The organism is Mucilaginibacter sp., assembly GCF_028287845.1.
Lineage (GTDB): Bacteria > Bacteroidota > Bacteroidia > Sphingobacteriales > Sphingobacteriaceae > Mucilaginibacter.
On record NZ_JAQBOW010000035.1, the window covers coordinates 18,407 to 37,677 of the forward strand.

Consider the following 19,271-nt stretch of genomic DNA (forward strand, 5'->3'; position numbering starts at 1 on the left):
CTCATCGGGTACTTTTTCCGTTTAAAGAAACATTAAGGCTAACATTTATAACAATGCCCTAATTTAAGACTAGTATATTATTTAAAAATGTATAAATTTACACCTACATATAATTGTAAAAATATGAAAATACTTTTTACTAATACTGCTTTTGTGCTATTGAGTATCGGAACATTGTTAAGCAGCTGCAGTAAACCAGAAAGATCTCAAAAAACTGGTATACCATATAATAATAAAAGCTTTGGTTATCAAAAATTCAGACAAACGCACCCGTCACCGGGTCCGGGTTTGGTTGCAATTGAAGGCGGTACCTTTGTATTAGGCGGCAGCGCAGATCAGGATGTTAATTTTGAGTATAATAATGTACGTAAAAGAGTAACTATTCCGGCTTTTTACATGGACGAAACCGAAGTTTCTAACCAGGATTGGCTTGATTATTTACATTGGATAACTGCTACATTCCCTACAGATCATGAATTGTATTACAATGCTTTGCCTGATACATTAGTATGGCGCAGGCCTTTGTCTCATAACGATCCGTATGTTGATAATTATTTACGCCACCCGGCATTTCAGGATTACCCGGTAGTTGGTGTTACCTGGGACCAGGCGCAAGATTATTGCCAATGGCGCACAGACCGTACCAATGAATTTATTTTACAACAACAAAATATTATAATAAATCCAAAGGGGGCAAAAAACGCTAAAAATGCAACAGCTGCAAACGCGCAAAAAACTCCTTTTAATACAGACATGTATTTGAATAATCAATTTAGGGGTCCTGGTATTGACGGTAAAGGCATGAAGGCTGACCTTAATGGAAAACCTGCAGCCGGATCCAAAAAAGCTGTTAGGCCTGCAATAATTGAAGATGGTATTTTAAAACCTGCTTACCGTTTACCTACCGAAGCAGAATGGGAATATGCAGCATTAGCTTATGCAGGCAATACCCAATTTGAAAATATTAATGACGGTAAAATATATCCATGGAATGGCTTAGGCGTACGTTCTGCTAAAAAAGCAACACGTGGATTGATTTTAGCTAACTTTAAACGTGGCGCAGGTGATAATGCAGGTGTAGGCGGTTATTTGAATGATAAAGCAATTATAACTGCTCCGGTAAGATCATACGTACCTAATGATTTTGGTTTATATCAAATGGCAGGCAACGTTAACGAATGGGTACAAGATACTTATCGCCAAATGTCATTCGAGGATGTTGATGATTTTAACCCATTCCGTGGTAATCAATTTACCGATAAGCGTTTATCTAATCCGGCTACCGGAATGTATGCTAAAGATAAATATGGCCACCCTATAAAAGATCCGGCTAAGGCACAGAAAAAAATGACCTATGCCGAGTTAATAGCTTCACAAAATGCACAAGCAGCAGCTCCAACTCCTAAAGACCCACTGGCAGGTAAAGCATACAATGCCGATCAAAGAGGCGCTTTAGATTCGGTAAATACCAGTTTATACGGCACTACTACTTTAGTGAGCGACCACTCGAAAGTTTATAAAGGTGGTTCATGGAACGATATGGCTTACTGGTTAAACCCTGCCACCCGCCGTTTTATGAATGAGGATGATGCAAGTGCCGAAGTTGGGTTCCGTTGCGCGATGGATTTGGTTGGCGCTCCCGAAATACACCCTGGTGGCAAACCACATTTTGCAGTTAAAAAAGCTAAATAAATAACCTAATAATTAACACATAAAAAAAAGCGGTCCAATAATTCGGACCGCTTTTTTTTATGCAAATTGTAGTAGTATCTGCCCTTTCTCCACCTTGTCCCCCGGCCTTATTTTAACTGATTTGATTATAGTATCAGTTGGCGATTTAATAATATTTTCCATTTTCATGGCCTCAAGTACAAATAAGTTATCGCCCTTTTGTATAGTAGCGCCTTCTTCAACAAACACTTTTAATACCATTCCGGGCATAGGTGCTTTTAACTCACTTATTTTGGCATTGGTTAAACTACTTAATCCCATTTTTTCAAGCAGTATATCAAATTGATCTTTTGCAGTGATGGTGTATATATTATTGTTAACCCGTATTTCGGCAGTCTTTAAAGTTTTATCATAGCTTACAACCTCAGCATTGTATGATCGTAGCTGATCAATAATATGCCATGCATTAGAGCCTAATTGTTTTATATCGGCATCTATCTGATTGGTATTAATCAATAACCCGTTGCTGGTCCGATCAATTGTATAATTGTACTTATCATTTACTTTTAATTGATACATAAGTTACTGGGTCAATATATACTGAATAAGGTTAGCGCCCATTTTTAAGGCTTTTAAGCGATTTTCCTGCGTATCGCCGGCGTAGGTTCCATAATCTTCCCAACCGTTGCCCAGATCACATTCATAGGTGTAAAAACATACCAGGCGCCCTTTATAAATCAAGCCAAATCCTTGCGCGCGCTTACCATCATGCTCATGTATTTTAGGCAGGCCATTAGGAAAAGGATATTTTTGACGGTAGATAGGATAATTAACAGGCAACTCCACAAAATCAAGCTCCGGGAAAACCTTTTTCATTTGCGGGCGAATAAATTTATCCAACCCATAATTATCGTCGATATGCAAAAAGCCTCCGCCTGTTAAATACTTCCTTAAGTTAGCGGCTTCCTGGTCAGAGAAGATAACATTGCCGTGCCCGGTCATGAAAATAAAAGGATAATTAAATAGCTCGGCGCTGCCCGGCTCTACTACTTCATCTTCTGCCTGGAAATTGGTTTTTAAATTTTCATTGCAAAATTTTATCAAATTAGGCAGCGCTGTGCGGTCGCCATACCAATCGCCGCCGCCATTATATTTAAGCTTAGCCATTTTATAGGTTGGCGCGTTAAAGCTGCTTAAAAAAAGCAGTATGCCAGCGGCGACTATATAAATAGATATCTTCATTTAGCGATTTAAAAAATTCACTTCGAAACAAGCTTCCAAAGCGGCGGTTTCTGTTCTTAACCGGCTTTCACCTAAAGTTATGGCTTTATATCCGTTTTGCAAAGCCATATCAATTTCTGCAGGCGAAAAATCACCTTCGGGGCCTATCACTATTAAATATTTACCTTGCTTTTCCAATTCAGCCTTTAAACTGGTCTTATCTCCAACGTCACAATGCGCAATAAACTTCTGCCCGTCAAACTGCTGTGATAAAAACTTATTTAAAACCACAGGCTCATTCAAAACCGGATGATATGCTTTTAATGATTGCTTTATAGCTGCTGTTATAATTTTATTTAACCGCTCTGTCTTTGCTTCCTTACGTTCAGAACGCTGACAGATGATCAACGTTATCTCGTCTATTCCAATTTCGGTAGCTTTTTCTAAGAACCACTCTAGCCTGTCTAAATTTTTCGTGGGGGCAATAGCTATATGCAGGTAATGATTACGCTTATTATATTGGGTTATAACATTGGTAATTTGCAGTATTGTTCTTTTAGGGTGTGCATCTTTTATAGTAGCAGTGTACAAACCTCCCCTGCCATCAATCAATTGCACCTCGGCACCGGCTTCTAATCGTAAAACGCGTATGGCGTGTTTACTCTCTTCTTCATTAAGAAAGTATTGCGGATGTGCGGGGGCAATATCAGGTGTGTAAAAAAGATGCATTGGCAAGCAGATTAATGTAAATCTACTGTATCTTCCTCATTTAGCAATAATTCCAGTTTTACTGATTCAATATTCTGATCGGATTTTTTCAAAACGGTGATGTTATATCCGTTTGATTCCTTTTGTTCGCCCACATCGGGTATTTTACCAAATATGTCTCCCAACCATCCGGATACGGTATCAAAATCGCCATCCTCGGGCAGGTCATGCGGCAAGTGGCCGTTTACGTCGTATATAGGCGCAAGCGCATTTACAATAAATTCCCGGTCGTTTAAAATCTCAACAATAGGCTTTTCTTCATCATACTCGTCTTGTATCTCGCCCACCAGTTCTTCAACAATATCCTCCAGTGTAACCATACCCGCTGTGCCGCCAAACTCGTCAGACACAATAGCTATCTGGATACGCATTTGTTGCAATTCGGCCATCAGGTCGTTTATTTTCTTGGTTTCTGGTATAAAATAGGGTTTGCGTATAATATTTTTTAAAATAATTTCTTCGTTCCGCGCAAGCAGCGGCAAAATATCCTTGGCATGTACTATTCCAACTATCTTATCAATAACCTCATCATACACCGGCAAGCGCGAGTAGCCTTCGGTTATTAATATATCCAGCAATTCATCTTTACCCGTGCTAACTTCAATACCCGATATTTTGGTACGCGGCACCATAATATTCTTAACTACACGTTCATTAAACTCAAATACGTTTTGTATTAGTTCATGCTCGTTTGAATCAAGCGCGCCTGTTTCTTTCCCTTGCTCCAACAAATATTGCAGTTCTTCTGAACTATGGTGGGCTTCATGACCGGGGATAACGTTTATGCCTATTATCCTTAAAATAAAATTAGCAAAATTATTAAGTACCCAAATAATTGGCCTGAATACAATAAAGAAGATGCGTAATGGCGCCGAAACAGCTAACGCTGTACGTACAGACCTTTGTATAGCCAGCGTTTTGGGCGCCAATTCACCAAAAACAATGCTTAAAACAGTAATAATAATAAACGCAATTACACGACTTGTAGTTATTATAAAACCCGAAACTACTATGTTCAGCGCATCAAATAAATGAAGTACTACGTTTGTAAAAACCTCTTCACCTATTACACCCAACCCAAGAGAAGCTATGGTAATGCCTAATTGTGTGGCAGCCAGGTAACCATCTAAATTAGCCATAATGCCCCGGGTAACCTTTGCAATACGGCTACCGGATTTAGCTTTTATTTCAATTTGCGAACCGCGAACGCGAACCAGGGCAAATTCGGCAGCAACAAAGAAACCATTTAAAAGCACCAGAAATATGGTAAGAAGAATATAGTAACCGTTTACATTATGATCAGCAGGGTCCATTAATTATTTATTGGTACGCGGGAAAAGTTGACTGGTACAACTCTAAACTTTCTTCTATAACTTTATGAGCGTATTGCTTGCCCATCATGTGTTCAATTGTCACATTTTTTTCTTCCAGTACTTTGTAATCTTTAAAAAACCTTACAATCTCTGTCATGGCATGTGGCGGCAATTCATTTAAGTCGTTAATATAATTAACAGACATATCATTTTTTGCTACCGCGATAATTTTATCGTCCTGCTCACCATTATCAACCATGTGCATTACCCCTATAACTTTAGCTTCTATTATTGACATAGGGAACACATCAATTGAGCAAAGAACCAATATATCCAGCGGATCCTTATCGTCGCAATACGTTTGTGGGATAAAGCCATAGTTGGCCGGATACATTACTGATGAAAATAAAACACGGTCTAATTTTAATAAACCAGAATCTTTATCAATTTCATATTTAGCTTTTGATCCTTTAGGGATCTCAATTATTGCATTTACTATCTCAGGAATATTATCACCCGGTGAAACCTGGTGCCAGGGATGTTGTGTACTCATTTTTTTATTCTAATTTATTTGTTTTGCCACTCTTTACTAATCTTTTTTTAAAGAAAGCAAAAAGCAGCGGAATTGTTGTAACTATTATTAATCCAAAAACGATATACTGTAAATAATCTTTCAACTGCGGATACTTTCTACCTAAAAAATACCCGGATAAAATAAAAGTACTTACCCATGTTATGCTACCGGCAAAATTATAAATAGTAAATTTTTTAAACTCTACTTTAACAACACCCGCAAAGATAGGGGCAAAAGTTCTGATTATTGGGAAAAATCTGCCTAAAACTAACGCCATGCCTCCGTGTTTTGCATAAAACTCTTCGGCTATAATTACATATCGCTTTTTAAAGAACAAAGAATCATTTTTGTTAAATAGCATTGGCCCCGTACGGTAACCAAACCAGTAGCCTGTATAACTGCCTAAGATGCCTGCTGCCATAACAGAGACCATCAATGTACCTAATGATACATCTATCATCCCGGATGAACATAACAAGCCAGCCATGAATAATAAGTAATCACCCGGTAAAAAAAAACCAAAAAACAGACCTGTTTCAGCAAAAACTACAATAAGCAAAAAGTAAAACCCTCCTTTGCTTAAAATGGATTGAGCGTCCGTTAAATTTTGCAGGTGTTCCCAAAAATTTTCCATTCACTATATTTGTAAAACTACAAATATTAAATTAAACTTTTGAGATATTAAATAAGGTTGGTAATAAATTGTGGATACACCCCGATTATAATAGTTGCCAGGGCCGAAAAGCCGAAAACAAAAATATAATAAGAAGGTACTACTATTTGAGCACGCTCTGTTGTGCGGAAATACATAGCTACAATAACCCTAAAGTAATAGAATATGCTTATGATAGCATTAATTACAGCCACTATTGCCAAACCGGTATGGTAGTGGGCCAATACCGTATTGAACATAAAAAACTTACCTATAAAGCCGGCAGTAAGCGGAATACCCGCTAATGACAACATAGACACAGTTAATACAAATGCCAGGAAAGGGTTTTTTCTGGCGAGGCCGTTAAAACTTTCAAAACTATCACTGCCTGTTTCCTGCTGTATCAATATTAAAGCGCCAAAAGCGATTATAGATGCGATAGAATAAGCGCTGGCATATATAAATATGGAATTAGCAGAGCTTGCACCCAAAGCTAAAATAGCAAACAGCAAATAGCCCGCATGTGATATACTTGAGTAAGCCAGCATACGCTTAAAACTTTGCTGATATAAAGCGGTTATGTTACCAACAAACAAAGTTATAATGGCTATGATAACCAATACAGGTAACCAAAAAGTATAAAATACGGGAAAACAAGTTGCAAACAAGCGCAAAAATGCGGCAAAGCTTGCCGTTTTTGATACGGTGGACATGAACGCGGTTATCAGTGTTGGTGAACCTTCATAAACGTCGGGTGTCCAGAAATGGAACGGCGCCACACCTACTTTAAAGCATAAGCCTACAATAATTAATATTATCCCGGTATAAAGTAATGGGTCTACACCAAAAGAATGGGCCAGTACAAAGCTTTGGATACCATCTAAACCAAATGAACCGGTAGACCCATAAACTAAAGTAATACCGAACAACAAGAACCCGGTTGAAAAAGCACCCATCAAAAAGTATTTCAGAGCAGCTTCGTTCGAGGCAAAATCATTCTTTTTAATACCGGCAAGTATGTATAAACTTACTGACATAATTTCTATACCGATAAAAAGCATAGTTAAATTATAGTAAGAAACCATTACGATTACACCGGCCAGCGAGAATAGGATAATAGCATAATACTCTGCTATATGCTGGCTTATTCGCTCAAAATATCCTTTGGAAAGCAACAGGATCAATATAGTTGATATAATAGCTATTGATGAAAAAGCGATGGAGAAGTTATTAAATAACATCATGCCATGATACTCGGGCACGCGGTTCTCTCCCCATTGTGACACTGCCAAACCTAAAGCAACCAATAGGCCAACTATAGTAACAGGCAGCAACGCCTTTTGCATTTTATACAAACCTAAATACAGAAGCACTATAGGTAAAACAGATATGACTATTAATGTATTCATGATTAAACTTATCTGATATTTATAGTGTGTACCAAATTTTCGACTGCTGCGGCAGATATATGCAGTATAGGCTGTGGATAAATACCAATGCCAATAATTAACGCGCAAATAATGCCCAAAGCTATTTTTTCTGAACCATGAACATCTGCAAATACAGCAGTTAATTCATTAGTTTCTCCCTGCATAACCTTTTTATACATGCGTAGCATATATACCGCGCCAAATATGATGGTTAAGCCTGCAATAGCAGCTATCCAAATGTTATATTGATAAACACTGTTCAGTAATAAAAACTCGCCTATAAAGCCGTTGGTTAACGGCAAGGCAACTGTACCCAGTACAATAATTAAAAACGCTATGGCAAAATGCGGGGCGCCTTTGGCAATACCGCCTAATTGGCTAATATCCCGGGTATTTAAACGGGTGCTGATGATATCCCATATAAAGAACATACCAACTACGTTTATACCATGGCTAAGCATTTGTATCATGGCGCCTTGCAAGCCTTGCATGTTCCAGGCAAATATACCCGCGGCGATAAGGCCAACGTGTGCAATAGATGAATAGGCTACTAATCGCTTACCATCGGCTTGTGTGAATGCGATGATGGATGCGTATACAATACCAATTACGGCCAGTATAATAACTAAGTTTTGATAATGTAATAACCCTGCAGGTGCGTTAGGAATTAACCACCTGATTACGCCATAAATACCCATTTTAAGCATAATGCCAGACAACATCATAGTACCTGCAGTTGGTGATTCGGTATACGTATCCGGCTGCCAGGTATGGAACGGAAATAGCGGCATCTTGATAGCAAAGGCCAGGAAGAATGCCCAGAATACAATATTTTGATTTTCGGGAGATAAATGGTTATTATAGAATGCATGCAGATCATACGTTTTGCCGGGAGTTAGCAAATACATATAGATGATGCCTAATAGCATAAACAATGATCCGGCAAATGTGTAGATGAAGAACTTAATGGTAATACGTATGCGATTTTCGCCACCCCAAAGTGAGCAGATAAAATAGATAGGTATCAATGCCGCTTCCCAGCCAACGTAGAATAAAAAGCCATCTAACGCGGTAAATACTACCAGCAGGCCAGCCTGCATAAATAATATCAACGCATAAAAAGAAGGTGCATTTCTGTATTGATGTTTATAGGTAGTTAAAATAATGATGGGTACCAGTAATGTAGTAAGCAATACCATTATCATGCTTATCCCATCTATGCCCGCATTAAAGTAAATGCCGAAATTATATATCCATTGCACATTAACAATAAACTGTGTACTGGCATCGGGCACAAATTTGGACAAGAATACACCGGCTATTGCCAACTCAATAACAGAGAAAAATAACGCCGCGTGTTTAGCTGTTTCATTCTTAAAGAAGAGAACTGCGAGTGCCGCAATTACCGGCAAAAAAATTAATATACTAACCGTCATTTTATATTGTAAACGCTTTTAAACTATATAGTAAAATGGCAATAATGCCAACCACCATCATAAATATGTAGAACCCTACATTACCGGTTTGCAGTAAACGCAAGCCCTTGCTTGATTCAACCGCTCCTTTGCCTAAACCGTTTACCAAACCATCAATACCCAAACGGTCAACCACCTTGTAAAAGAATACTGATAACGTATCCAGTGGCTTACGTATCAATGTATCATACAGCTCATCTATATAAAATTTATTGTAAGATAAGCTTGTTAACGCCGGGCGCTCTTCTTCGTCAGAAACAGGAACGCTTGCCTTTTTAACATATTGAATATAGGCATAAGCCATTGCAATTAAAGCACCGCCAACAGACAGGCCCATCAGCAACCATTCGGTACTGCTGCTTAGCTCGTGCGCTACAAGTAATTTATTCGATGCCTCAAAAACCGGGGCAAGGTAGGCACCTAATTCATGGTGGCCACCCATTACCGCAGGCACCCCTATCATACCGCCAATTGCTGATAATATAGCAAGTACGATCAATGGAATGGTCATGCTCGGCGGCGACTCATGTAAGTGATGTTCCTGCTCATGGGTTCCGCGGAATTTGCCCCAAAAAGTAAGGTACATCATCCGGAACATATAGAAAGAGGTAAGCATAGCGGTAATAACTCCCACTACATAAAACGTTGTGCTATGTGCAAAGGCGGCAGCCAAAATTTCATCTTTCGAAAAGAAACCCGAGAATGGAGGTATACCCGCAATAGCGATGGTACCAACCAGCATGGTAATAAAAGTAATTTTAATTTTACCGCTTAATCCGCCCATTTTGCGCATATCCTGCTCGCCGCCCATGGCGTGAATTACAGAACCTGCACCCAGGAATAATAAAGCTTTAAAGAATGCGTGAGTTAACACATGGAAAAACGCCCCAGTGTATGCACCCACACCTAAACCTAAAAACATATACCCTAATTGTGATACGGTTGAATAGGCCAAAACCTTTTTAATGTCTGTTTGCGTTAACGCGATAAGGGCCGCGAATAAAGCCGTTGCTAAACCAACAATGGCAATAACTTCCATTGTATCCGGCGCAAGCGTAAATAAAATGTTTGAGCGGGCTATCATATAAACACCTGCTGTAACCATGGTTGCCGCATGTATTAATGCCGATACCGGGGTTGGGCCGGCCATCGCGTCTGGCAGCCAGGTGAATAACGGTAGTTGCGCCGATTTACCTATAGCACCAACAAATAACAATAAAGTAATTAATACAAATGGCGCGTCGCCGCTATGCATAGTGGCAGCTTTGCCAAAAACATCAGCATAAGCTATACTACCGAAAGTATTGAATATTAAAAATATGCCGATCAGGAAACCTAAGTCGCCAATACGGTTCATGATGAATGCTTTTTTTGCAGCATCTGCATAACTTGGATTGGTATACCAGAAACCGATGAGTAAATAAGAGCAAAGACCTACTCCTTCCCAGCCTATAAACATCACCAGGTAATTTGAACCCAATACCAGCAACAGCATAAAGAAAACAAACAGGTTTAAGTAAGCGAAAAACTTACCAAAGCCATTATCATCATGCATATAGCCAACAGAGTACAGATGAATTAAAAAGCCAACGCCGGTGATGATCAACAACATTATTGAACTTAGCTGATCTACCAAAAAGGAGAAGTTAACTTGTAATGAACCAACGCTGAACCAATTAAATAACTCAACATTAATAGGTTGCCCCGTAGCTTTGATCTGGAAAAAAGCGCCAACACTTAATCCGAAAGAAATTAATACCAACAAACTGCCAATAAAGCCTATAACGCCTTTTGATAGGGTATTACGGCCAATGCCGTTAATAATGAAACCGGCTAACGGTAATAAAGGAATAAGCCAGATGTATTTATCCATATTATATATTCTGTCCCCTAACCCCCTAAAGGGGGAACAAAGGTTTTTTACTTTTTATATTATTAGTTCCTCACACTCCCCTTTCAGGGGGTTGTGGAGCTACCACTTCAATCTGTTCAGCACGTTAATATCTATCGAGTTGGTGTTGCGGTATACCATTACAATTATGGCCAGCCCTACCGCTACCTCTGCCGCCGCTAAAGCCATAATAAAGAATACAAATACCTGCCCGCTGGCATCGCCATGATAAACGGAGAAAGCTGTTAATAACAGATTTACAGCGTTTAGCATTAACTCAACAGACATAAAAATCACAATAGCATTGCGGCGTATCAATACCCCAACAACACCTATTGAAAAAATGATAGCGCTTAAAAGAATATACTCGTTTAGCGGTATGGTCTGTATGGTATTTGTTATGTTTTCCATTATACAGTTTTTGGATCTTTAGTAGCCAATAAAACAGCACCCACCATTGCCGATAACAGCAATACTGATGATACCTCAAAAGGCAATAAATATTCGTTGAACAATACTTTTCCTAAGTTTTTTACCAGGCCCAGGCTAGGGTCCTTAAGTATCACCGCGGGCGATGCACCCAATGCTTTAATTGATGCTACTATAGTTACTAAAAAACACCCGCCGCCAATAACGGCAGCTATCTTAATAAAGTTTGCTTTAACGGGTTCAGATTCTTTATTTAAATTCATCAGCATTAGCGTGTATAAAAACAACACTAAGATGGCCCCCAGGTACACTATAAAATTGACAATGGCCAAAAACTGGGCGTTTAATAAAATGTAATGGATAGTGAACGTAAAAAACGTTAATATCAGGTAAAGGATGCTATGCACCGGATTTTTAGCCGTAATTACCAGGATGGCGAAAAAAACGGACAAAAACGCGATGAAGTAAAATATATTCATGGTTAACTATTACAAAACATTTTGACCGCCAAAAATTGGATGGGCAAAGGTATAAAACTTCTTTATTGATTTAACGGGGCCTCAACTAATTTGTCTTTGCCGTATATAAAATCTTTTCTTAAATAATCTGCCGGTACTATGTCGCCATCTAAATAAATAGCTTCTTTAGGACAAGCTTCTTCACAAAGGCCGCAAAAAATACAGCGCAGCATGTTTATTTCATACACTGCCGCATATTTTTCTTCGCGATATAAATTCTCTTCTCCCGGCTGACGCTCGGCTGCTATCATAGTGATTGCTTCGGCAGGGCATGATAATGCGCATAGGCCACAGGCGGTACAACGCTCTTTACCATCCTCATCGCGCTTTAGCGAGTGCATGCCACGAAAGTTTTCAGAAAACTCGCGCTTCTCTTCCGGGTAACTAATAGTAACCGGCTTCCTGAAAAAATGCTTCATAGTAATTGCCAGCCCTTGCAAAATTGCAGGCAGGTAAGCACGCTCTAAAAAATTTAACGGCTTATTGTCAACTACTTTTCTTTTATTACTTAACGGTTCCATCTTATCTGTTAATTAAAGTAATAACAATACCTGTAACCACGATATTGGCTATGGCAATAGGAATTAAAACTTTCCACCCCAAATCCATTAACTGGTCATAGCGGAAACGCGGGATTGTCCAGCGCACCCACATAAAGAAGAATATGAATAAAAATATCTTCAGGAACATTACCCCTACACCAATCAGCGGTGCTAAAGCAGGGCCGGTATGTGCCGCCATCCAATCCATTCCAGGATAATTATAGCCACCCCAATACAAGGTAACCATTACCGCTGATGATATGAACATGTTAATGTATTCGGCAAACAGATAAAAGCCCAATTTCATGGATGAGTATTCTGTATGGTAGCCACCAACCAGTTCTGTTTCGCACTCAGGCAAGTCAAACGGTGTACGGTTAGTTTCGGCAAATGCACAAACCAGGAACAAAATAAAGCCAATAGGTTGGTATAACACATTCCAATGCCAGCTGTGCTGCTGCTCGGCAATTTCGCGTAAGCTTAAAGTGCCGGTAACCATTAATAAAGCTATGATGGATAAACCCATTGAAATTTCATAGCTGATATTTTGTGATGCCGCACGTATAGCGCCCAATAAAGAGTATTTATTGTTTGATGCCCAACCGCCTATCATTACGCCATAAACGCCTAATGATACTACACCGAATACATATAGGATACCCACATTAATATCCGCAACCTGCAAATCAATAACATGCGAGCCGATGGTTAATTTTTGTCCCCACGGTATAACTGCCGAACCTATACAGGCGGTCATGATAGCTAACGACGGGCCTACTATAAACAGGAAGCCACTGGCATTAGTTGGGATAATTTCTTCTTTTAAAAACATTTTACCGCCATCGGCAAGGGGTTGTAGTATACCCCACGGGCCGGCACGGTTAGGACCTATCCTATCCTGAAAAAATGCCGCAACCTTACGCTCGGCATAGGTAGAGTACATAGCTATCACCAGGCTTATCGCGAAGATGATAAATACCAATACAAATTTTACTATGATGTCTGCTAGTTCCATTATAAGCGTGTTTCGCGTTCAAATTGTTCTTTATTGGCCTCTTTCAATACCGGGTTGGTTTTTACAACCGGCAATGGCACAAAATCATAATGATTAGAGCTGATAACCGAGTGATGCGATACTTTACGCGGACCTTCAATTACCCAATCAGCAGTTTTCTTTTTATCAAAGCGGCAGGTGTTGCAAATAAAATCTTCTACTTCACCATAAACATCTTTGCGTGCGGTTACACGTAAAACATCTTCGCCTTTATACCATAGGGTTACTTTACCGTTGCACTTTTCGTGATCGCAATCGCGGTGCGCCTCAACCGGCTTGGTAAACCAAACACGATTTTTAAAGCGGAAGGTCCTGTCTGTTAAAGCACCTACCGGACATACATCGATAACATTTCCGGAGAAATCATTATCAACTGCTGCCTGTATGTAGGTAGATATTTCTGAATGATCTCCCCTATTTAATATACCATGTATGCGGTGGTCGGTAATCTGATCGGCAACATATACACAACGGTAGCAAAGGATGCAACGCGTCATGTGCAGTTGTATCTTATCGCCTATATCTATACGATTAAATGTGCGGCGGTCAAATTCGTAACGGGTTTTAACAGCCCCGTGCTCAAAGCCAAGATCCTGCAATTGGCATTCGCCAGCCTGATCGCATATAGGGCAATCCAACGGGTGATTGATTAACAACATCTCTACCACGCCTTTACGTGCTTCAATAACTTCGGGCGAGGTAATGTTTTGCACTTCCATACCGTCCATTACATTGGTACGGCACGATGCTACCAGCTTAGGCATAGGGCGCGGATCTTTCTCAGAACCCTTGCTTACCTTTACCAAACAGGTACGGCATTTGCCACCGCTACCGGCCAGTTTAGAATAATAGCACATAGCAGGCGGCACAATATCACCACCTATTATCCTCGCGGCGTTTAGGATGGATGTTCCATCTGGTACTTCTACTGCTATTCCGTCTATTGTAACTTTCATTGACATGCTATCTTAGTCAAATTTTTATTTATTCCTTTTTGTCATGTTGAGCGATAGCGAAACATCTTGTTCGCCCTGATATCGCTCGTAGAAGATTCTTCGCTATCGCTCAGAATGACAATCTTCTCTTTATTATGCCGCCGGCTCAGGTTTAGGCAACGGATCAGCATAATGCGCTATTCCGTAATTTCTTGACGTAGCTTCACTCGAGTGTGTTACATGCCATTCAAACTCATCCCTAAAGTGGCGTATAGCACTGGCCACCGGCCAGGCTGCCGCGTCACCCAGCGGACAAATTGTATTTCCTTCAATTTTTTTAGACACATCAACCAACAGGTCCATATCGCTCATGCTGCCATGACCGTTCTCTAAACGGTGTAATACTTTCTCCATCCAACCGGTCCCCTCACGGCAAGGCGAACATTGTCCGCAGCTTTCATGGTGATAAAAACGGGCAAAGTTCCAGGTATTACGCACAATGCACTGATCTTCATCAAAAGCGATAAAACCACCCGAGCCCATCATACTGCCGCTAACAAAGCCACCGTCTGATAATGATTCATAGCTCATCAGGCGTGGCTCGCCATTTATAGTTTTCATAAATAAATTAGCAGGTAAGATTGGCACGGATGAACCACCTGCAACAACCGCTTTTAAGCGTTTACCGTTGGCTATACCACCGCAATATTCGTCGCTATATAAAAACTCTTCAACAGGTAGGCCCAGGTCAATTTCGTACACGCCCGGTTTAGCAACGTTACCTCCCGCCGAGATCAATTTTGTACCGGTACTGCGGCCAATGCCTAATTTTGCATACTCCTCGCCACCTTCGTTAATTATAGGTACTACGGCAGCAATTGACTCAACATTATTTACCACTGTTGGGCAGCCATACAAACCAGCAATAGCCGGGAATGGCGGCTTAATACGTGGGTTACCACGTTTGCCTTCCAATGATTCTAACAGCGCGGTTTCTTCGCCGCAGATGTATGCACCACCACCGGGTTGTACATATAGCTCCAGGTCATAACCACTGCCTAATATATTTTTTCCTAAAAACCCAGCTGCTTTAGCTTCGGCAATTGCTTTTTCAAGTATGCGTATTTGCGGCATCATTTCGCCGCGAACGTATATAAATGATGTTTTAGCACCCAAAGCATAGCTTCCAACTATCATTCCCTCAATTAATAAATGGGGGATATAGGTCATCAAGTAACGGTCTTTAAAAGTTCCCGGTTCAGATTCGTCGGCATTACAAACCAGGTAACGGGCCACACCTTCCGGCTTAGCCAGAAAGCTCCACTTCATCCCGGTAGGGAAACCGGCGCCGCCACGGCCACGCAAGCCAGACTTTTTAACTTCTTCCACCACATCATCGGACGACATGGTCTTTAAAGCCTTCTCAACAGATGCATACCCCCCTTTTGAGCGGTAAACATCAAAGGTGTTGATGCCGGGTACATTAATATGTTCTAAAAGTAATTTGCGTCCCATTTTAATAAATTTTGCCCGTTTGCTTATAGTAATTAACGTGCTGCCATATACGTACACCAATGGCAAGAACCGTTACCAATATTCTTGCTAAGGGTGCCAGTCCCAGGGGATTAACCGGTAATAATATAACTACGATCAGTATCGCATACGTTATATCCCTAAATATTAGCATCCCTTTTGTTATCATTCGTTTTAAAAATATCTCCCGGTTTCGTTATAATAATTAATATGTCTTACTACGCAGCTTGCAAAGCCTACAATAAGCAGCGGTATTAATATAATCCCATTCTCTTTTAATCCACCTGTTATAAATACCAAAATTAAACCTAATGCAAATAATGAATCTCCTAATATCAAATTTGCATTGTCCATTCCATCATTAATTATTTCCCCTTTTCCTTTAAATCTGCTATCAATTGATCTACAGATTCATTGGTTAGTTTTTCATAAAAAGTATATTCAGGGCCTATCTGCAAAACGGGTGCAAAGCCGCAAGCAGCCAAGCATTCAACTCCGCGCCAGCTAAATAAACCGTCGGCAGTAACTTCGCCTTCTTTTACGCCTAATTGCTGCTCTATATGATCCATTATTTTTTCAGCACCTACCAGGCAGCATGGCCCGGTACGGCAAACCTCTAAAACATATTTACCCTGCGGGCGCAAAAAATACATGCTGTAAAAAGAAGCAACCTCATAAACTTCAATAGGCTGCAGCTTCAAATACCCGGCAACATTATCCATTGCAGCGGGGCTTGTCCAACCAAACTCGGCCTGTACCAGATGCAGTATAGGCAATAGTGCCGATTTTTGCTTTCCTTCAGGATAACGGCTTACTATATCAGCAAACTGAGCTGTTAAAGTGGTTGAAAATTCAACCGGGACTTGTTCGGTATCTTCAACTCTAAGCATCTAATTCTCCGGCTATAACGTTTAAACTACTCATGTTAATTATCGCGTCAGACAGTAACATACCCTTACTCATTGGGGCGTACATCTGGTAATTAATAAAACTTGGCCTGCGGAAATGTAAACGGTATGGCGAGCGTCCGCCATCGTTTACCAGGTAAAAACCTAACTCACCATTGGCGCCTTCTACCGAGTGGTATACTTCGGTATTTGGGGTAGGTATTTCGCCCATCACAATTTTAAAGTGATAGATCAGGGCTTCCATATTATTATAAACTTCCTCTTTCGGAGGCAGGTAAAATTCGGGTACATCAGCATGGAAAATATCTGTTGGTTCTTTTTCCAGCTTCACTAAAGCCTGCTCAATTATGCGTAAGCTTTGTTTCATTTCTTCGTTACGCACCAAAAATCTGCTGTAAACGTCGCCATTGTCACCAACCGGCACCTCAAAATCAAAATCTTCGTATGAACTGTATGGCTCCATCGCCCTAACATCATAATCTACACCTGCAGCGCGCAATAACGGCCCGCTCCAGCTAAAGTTTAATGCGTCTTCGGCAGTAACAGCCGCCACACCCCTGGTGCGATCAACAAATATGCGGTTACGGTTAAATAATGATTCAAATTCCTTTAATACCGGCGGGAAGTCTTTTAAAAACTTGCGCAGCTTGTTAAAGGCAATGGCATTAAAATTACGCTCAAAACCGCCTATACGGCCAATGTTTGTTGTTAAGCGCGAGCCGCAAACCTCTTCATATATTTCATAAATAGCTTCGCGATGCTCCATCATATACAGGAAACCTGTAAATGCGCCAGTATCAACACCCAATACACCGTTGCAAATAATGTGGTCTGATATACGGGCAAGCTCCATTACAATTACACGCAGATAATCTACACGCTTTGGTGTGGTAATGCCTAATAGCTTTTCAACCGTCATGTGCCAGCCCATGTTATTTATGGGCGATGAGCAATAATTTAAACGGTCTGTTAGTGGGGTTATCTGGTAAAATGGCCTGTGTTCAGCAATTTTTTCGAAAGCACGATGTATGTAACCTATGGTGGATACGCCGCTTACAATTCGTTCTCCATCTAACTGCAGTACGTTTTGAAACACACCATGCGTGGCCGGATGTGTTGGGCCAAGGTTTAGTGTAGAATTTTCGTTCTGCGGGTCATTATCTGTATATACCGGATGGTTTTGCATCTTTTATCTTCCGAAAAAATAATCTTTTTTATCAACACGGTTAGGATCCTCCAACGGAAATTCTTTTCTCATTGGAAAAGCCGTCATGTCGTCAACATTTAATATTCTGCGTAAATCCGGGTGACCGTCAAACAGCACCCCGAAATAATCATAAGTTTCTCTTTCCATCCAGTTGGCTCCCTCCCATAGGGTTGTTGCTGTAGGGATATGGCAATTATTGCCATCAATAAATACTTTTATACGTATACGTACATTATTTACCAGGCTATGTATATGATAAATAACGCCGATGGATTTTTCCTGTTCAGGATAATGTACGGCGGTAATATCTGTTAAATATATAAACTGAAGGCTAGGGTCTGTTTTTAAATAGCTTAGTATATCAATTATTTTATCAGTACTTGTCTCTAAAGTTAATAAGCCATACGGCTCGCCAACTACCGTAACTTGTCCTTCAAATTTTGTGTTGATACTTTTTAAAAGCTCTTCGTTAGTTATCTTACCCATTACTGTATGCCGTATGAAGCTAATAATTTTTGGTACTGTGGTTCGTTCCGCCTGCGTACTGATTCTGTTTTTACCAGTTCTTGTATATTCATAAAGCCATCAATTATAGCTTCAGGGCGGGGAGGACATCCCGGCACATAAACATCAACCGGTATAATTTCATCTATACCCTGTAAAACAGAATAGGTATCAAATATGCCACCGCTTGAGGCACATGCGCCAACAGCCATAACCCAACGCGGCTCGGCCATTTGCAGATATACCTGGCGCAATACCGGACCCATTTTTTTAGCAATAGTACCCATAACCATTAAAAGATCTGCCTGGCGTGGCGAAAAGCTTAAACGCTCGGCTCCAAATCTCGACAAGTCATAATGTGAGGCCATAGTGGCCATAAATTCTATTCCGCAGCATGAGGTAGCAAATGGCAATGGCCATAATGAGTTTGCACGGGCCAAACCTACTGCTTTATCCAGCGAAGTAGCGAAAAATCCTGAACCCTCTACACCTGCAGGAGCACCAACTATTTGAATATCACTCATGAAATCTATAAATACAAATATTCATCCAAATACTAATGGAAAACGCAAATTTATGATAAAATACCTTGCTTTGGGTACACTATTAATTAACGAAATATATTTAGAATTATTCTAAACAACCC

At 40.3% G+C, this 19,271-nt stretch carries 22 protein-coding genes; 1 reads left to right on the forward strand and 21 read right to left on the reverse strand.

Translation table 11 applies throughout. From position 1 onward, the window contains the following. The first annotated feature begins 123 nt into the window (after positions 1 to 123). Positions 124 to 1,692: an SUMF1/EgtB/PvdO family nonheme iron enzyme gene (locus tag JWP71_RS03245; RefSeq protein WP_299497069.1), complete on the forward strand. Its 1,569-nt coding sequence runs from the start codon at positions 124 to 126 to the stop codon at positions 1,690 to 1,692. Positions 1,693 to 1,749: 57 nt separating this feature from the next. Here JWP71_RS03245 and JWP71_RS03250 read toward each other — a convergent pair whose 3' ends face one another. The 21 genes from JWP71_RS03250 to JWP71_RS03350 form a co-directional block, all read right to left on the reverse strand. Further along, a complete protein-coding gene (locus JWP71_RS03250) occupies positions 1,750 to 2,250 on the reverse strand; it encodes an acetyl-CoA carboxylase biotin carboxyl carrier protein subunit (RefSeq protein ID WP_299497071.1) in 501 nt (166 codons plus the stop codon). Positions 2,251 to 2,253: 3 nt separating this feature from the next. Further along, positions 2,254 to 2,913, reverse strand: coding sequence for a DUF4159 domain-containing protein (locus JWP71_RS03255; RefSeq protein ID WP_299497074.1), 660 nt, complete (start codon positions 2,911 to 2,913; stop codon positions 2,254 to 2,256). Continuing rightward, positions 2,914 to 3,621 carry a 16S rRNA (uracil(1498)-N(3))-methyltransferase gene (locus tag JWP71_RS03260; protein WP_299497077.1) on the reverse strand — a complete coding sequence of 236 codons (708 nt, stop codon included), beginning with the start codon at positions 3,619 to 3,621 and terminating at the stop codon, positions 2,914 to 2,916. A gap of 11 nt (positions 3,622 to 3,632) precedes the next feature. After that, on the reverse strand, positions 3,633 to 4,973 hold the full coding sequence (locus tag JWP71_RS03265; RefSeq protein WP_299497080.1) for a hemolysin family protein: 1,341 nt from the start codon (positions 4,971 to 4,973) through the stop codon (positions 3,633 to 3,635). Between the two features lie 7 nt (positions 4,974 to 4,980). Then, positions 4,981 to 5,526: an inorganic diphosphatase gene (locus tag JWP71_RS03270; RefSeq protein ID WP_299497083.1), complete on the reverse strand. Its 546-nt coding sequence runs from the start codon at positions 5,524 to 5,526 to the stop codon at positions 4,981 to 4,983. 4 nt (positions 5,527 to 5,530) lie between these two features. Beyond that, the gene (locus JWP71_RS03275; RefSeq protein ID WP_299497086.1) at positions 5,531 to 6,181 is read right to left on the reverse strand and encodes a VTT domain-containing protein; all 651 of its coding nucleotides are present in this window, start codon (positions 6,179 to 6,181) and stop codon (positions 5,531 to 5,533) included. 47 nt (positions 6,182 to 6,228) lie between these two features. After that, positions 6,229 to 7,608, reverse strand: a complete 1,380-nt coding sequence (locus JWP71_RS03280) for an NADH-quinone oxidoreductase subunit N (protein WP_299497089.1) — start codon at positions 7,606 to 7,608, stop codon at positions 6,229 to 6,231. Positions 7,609 to 7,616: 8 nt separating this feature from the next. Further along, a complete protein-coding gene (locus JWP71_RS03285; RefSeq protein WP_299497092.1) occupies positions 7,617 to 9,065 on the reverse strand; it encodes an NADH-quinone oxidoreductase subunit M in 1,449 nt (482 codons plus the stop codon). Between the two features lies 1 nt (position 9,066). Next, a complete protein-coding gene (nuoL, locus tag JWP71_RS03290; protein ID WP_299497095.1) occupies positions 9,067 to 10,977 on the reverse strand; it encodes an NADH-quinone oxidoreductase subunit L in 1,911 nt (636 codons plus the stop codon). A gap of 99 nt (positions 10,978 to 11,076) precedes the next feature. After that, positions 11,077 to 11,406 (reverse strand): NADH-quinone oxidoreductase subunit NuoK, encoded by a 330-nt coding sequence (gene nuoK, locus JWP71_RS03295; protein WP_299497098.1) that lies wholly within the window; start codon positions 11,404 to 11,406, stop codon positions 11,077 to 11,079. Further along, the gene (locus JWP71_RS03300; RefSeq protein ID WP_299497101.1) at positions 11,406 to 11,903 is read right to left on the reverse strand and encodes an NADH-quinone oxidoreductase subunit J; all 498 of its coding nucleotides are present in this window, start codon (positions 11,901 to 11,903) and stop codon (positions 11,406 to 11,408) included. The genes nuoK and JWP71_RS03300 overlap by 1 nt, the downstream gene beginning before the upstream one ends. Positions 11,904 to 11,965: 62 nt before the next feature. Next, positions 11,966 to 12,463, reverse strand: coding sequence for an NADH-quinone oxidoreductase subunit I (locus tag JWP71_RS03305; protein ID WP_299497104.1), 498 nt, complete (start codon positions 12,461 to 12,463; stop codon positions 11,966 to 11,968). Between the two features lies 1 nt (position 12,464). Continuing rightward, the gene (gene nuoH, locus JWP71_RS03310; protein ID WP_299497107.1) at positions 12,465 to 13,499 is read right to left on the reverse strand and encodes an NADH-quinone oxidoreductase subunit NuoH; all 1,035 of its coding nucleotides are present in this window, start codon (positions 13,497 to 13,499) and stop codon (positions 12,465 to 12,467) included. Then, positions 13,499 to 14,494: a 2Fe-2S iron-sulfur cluster-binding protein gene (locus tag JWP71_RS03315; RefSeq protein WP_299497109.1), complete on the reverse strand. Its 996-nt coding sequence runs from the start codon at positions 14,492 to 14,494 to the stop codon at positions 13,499 to 13,501. Before JWP71_RS03315 ends, nuoH begins: the two co-directional genes overlap by 1 nt. 132 nt (positions 14,495 to 14,626) lie before the next feature. Continuing rightward, on the reverse strand, positions 14,627 to 15,988 hold the full coding sequence (nuoF, locus tag JWP71_RS03320) for an NADH-quinone oxidoreductase subunit NuoF (protein WP_299497112.1): 1,362 nt from the start codon (positions 15,986 to 15,988) through the stop codon (positions 14,627 to 14,629). Position 15,989: 1 nt separating this feature from the next. After that, positions 15,990 to 16,175, reverse strand: a complete 186-nt coding sequence (locus JWP71_RS03325; protein WP_299497115.1) for a hypothetical protein — start codon at positions 16,173 to 16,175, stop codon at positions 15,990 to 15,992. Between the two features lie 5 nt (positions 16,176 to 16,180). Further along, positions 16,181 to 16,360, reverse strand: a complete 180-nt coding sequence (locus tag JWP71_RS03330; RefSeq protein WP_299497118.1) for a hypothetical protein — start codon at positions 16,358 to 16,360, stop codon at positions 16,181 to 16,183. An 11-nt stretch (positions 16,361 to 16,371) separates the two neighbouring features. Further along, positions 16,372 to 16,896, reverse strand: coding sequence for an NAD(P)H-dependent oxidoreductase subunit E (locus tag JWP71_RS03335; protein ID WP_299497120.1), 525 nt, complete (start codon positions 16,894 to 16,896; stop codon positions 16,372 to 16,374). Next, positions 16,889 to 18,100, reverse strand: coding sequence for an NADH-quinone oxidoreductase subunit D (locus JWP71_RS03340; protein WP_299497123.1), 1,212 nt, complete (start codon positions 18,098 to 18,100; stop codon positions 16,889 to 16,891). Before JWP71_RS03340 ends, JWP71_RS03335 begins: the two co-directional genes overlap by 8 nt. Before the next feature lie 3 nt (positions 18,101 to 18,103). Continuing rightward, a complete protein-coding gene (locus JWP71_RS03345) occupies positions 18,104 to 18,607 on the reverse strand; it encodes an NADH-quinone oxidoreductase subunit C (protein ID WP_299497126.1) in 504 nt (167 codons plus the stop codon). Next, positions 18,607 to 19,149: an NADH-quinone oxidoreductase subunit B gene (locus tag JWP71_RS03350; protein WP_299497128.1), complete on the reverse strand. Its 543-nt coding sequence runs from the start codon at positions 19,147 to 19,149 to the stop codon at positions 18,607 to 18,609. The genes JWP71_RS03345 and JWP71_RS03350 overlap by 1 nt, the downstream gene beginning before the upstream one ends. Positions 19,150 to 19,271 lie beyond the last annotated feature (122 nt).

What these genes read in the sequence shown, in the direction of transcription:
- JWP71_RS03245 (WP_299497069.1), top strand. Translation starts at nt 124, where the DNA reads ATGAAAATACTTTTTACTAATACTGCTTTTGTGCTATTGAGTATCGGA.
- JWP71_RS03250 (WP_299497071.1), bottom strand. Translation starts at nt 2,250, where the DNA reads ATGTATCAATTAAAAGTAAATGATAAGTACAATTATACAATTGATCGG.
- JWP71_RS03255 (WP_299497074.1), bottom strand. Translation starts at nt 2,913, where the DNA reads ATGAAGATATCTATTTATATAGTCGCCGCTGGCATACTGCTTTTTTTA.
- JWP71_RS03260 (WP_299497077.1), bottom strand. Translation starts at nt 3,621, where the DNA reads ATGCATCTTTTTTACACACCTGATATTGCCCCCGCACATCCGCAATAC.
- JWP71_RS03265 (WP_299497080.1), bottom strand. Translation starts at nt 4,973, where the DNA reads ATGGACCCTGCTGATCATAATGTAAACGGTTACTATATTCTTCTTACC.
- JWP71_RS03270 (WP_299497083.1), bottom strand. Translation starts at nt 5,526, where the DNA reads ATGAGTACACAACATCCCTGGCACCAGGTTTCACCGGGTGATAATATT.
- JWP71_RS03275 (WP_299497086.1), bottom strand. Translation starts at nt 6,181, where the DNA reads ATGGAAAATTTTTGGGAACACCTGCAAAATTTAACGGACGCTCAATCC.
- JWP71_RS03280 (WP_299497089.1), bottom strand. Translation starts at nt 7,608, where the DNA reads ATGAATACATTAATAGTCATATCTGTTTTACCTATAGTGCTTCTGTAT.
- JWP71_RS03285 (WP_299497092.1), bottom strand. Translation starts at nt 9,065, where the DNA reads ATGACGGTTAGTATATTAATTTTTTTGCCGGTAATTGCGGCACTCGCA.
- nuoL (WP_299497095.1), bottom strand. Translation starts at nt 10,977, where the DNA reads ATGGATAAATACATCTGGCTTATTCCTTTATTACCGTTAGCCGGTTTC.
- nuoK (WP_299497098.1), bottom strand. Translation starts at nt 11,406, where the DNA reads ATGGAAAACATAACAAATACCATACAGACCATACCGCTAAACGAGTAT.
- JWP71_RS03300 (WP_299497101.1), bottom strand. Translation starts at nt 11,903, where the DNA reads ATGAATATATTTTACTTCATCGCGTTTTTGTCCGTTTTTTTCGCCATC.
- JWP71_RS03305 (WP_299497104.1), bottom strand. Translation starts at nt 12,463, where the DNA reads ATGGAACCGTTAAGTAATAAAAGAAAAGTAGTTGACAATAAGCCGTTA.
- nuoH (WP_299497107.1), bottom strand. Translation starts at nt 13,499, where the DNA reads ATGGAACTAGCAGACATCATAGTAAAATTTGTATTGGTATTTATCATC.
- JWP71_RS03315 (WP_299497109.1), bottom strand. Translation starts at nt 14,494, where the DNA reads ATGAAAGTTACAATAGACGGAATAGCAGTAGAAGTACCAGATGGAACA.
- nuoF (WP_299497112.1), bottom strand. Translation starts at nt 15,988, where the DNA reads ATGGGACGCAAATTACTTTTAGAACATATTAATGTACCCGGCATCAAC.
- JWP71_RS03325 (WP_299497115.1), bottom strand. Translation starts at nt 16,175, where the DNA reads ATGATAACAAAAGGGATGCTAATATTTAGGGATATAACGTATGCGATA.
- JWP71_RS03330 (WP_299497118.1), bottom strand. Translation starts at nt 16,360, where the DNA reads ATGGACAATGCAAATTTGATATTAGGAGATTCATTATTTGCATTAGGT.
- JWP71_RS03335 (WP_299497120.1), bottom strand. Translation starts at nt 16,896, where the DNA reads ATGCTTAGAGTTGAAGATACCGAACAAGTCCCGGTTGAATTTTCAACC.
- JWP71_RS03340 (WP_299497123.1), bottom strand. Translation starts at nt 18,100, where the DNA reads ATGCAAAACCATCCGGTATATACAGATAATGACCCGCAGAACGAAAAT.
- JWP71_RS03345 (WP_299497126.1), bottom strand. Translation starts at nt 18,607, where the DNA reads ATGGGTAAGATAACTAACGAAGAGCTTTTAAAAAGTATCAACACAAAA.
- JWP71_RS03350 (WP_299497128.1), bottom strand. Translation starts at nt 19,149, where the DNA reads ATGAGTGATATTCAAATAGTTGGTGCTCCTGCAGGTGTAGAGGGTTCA.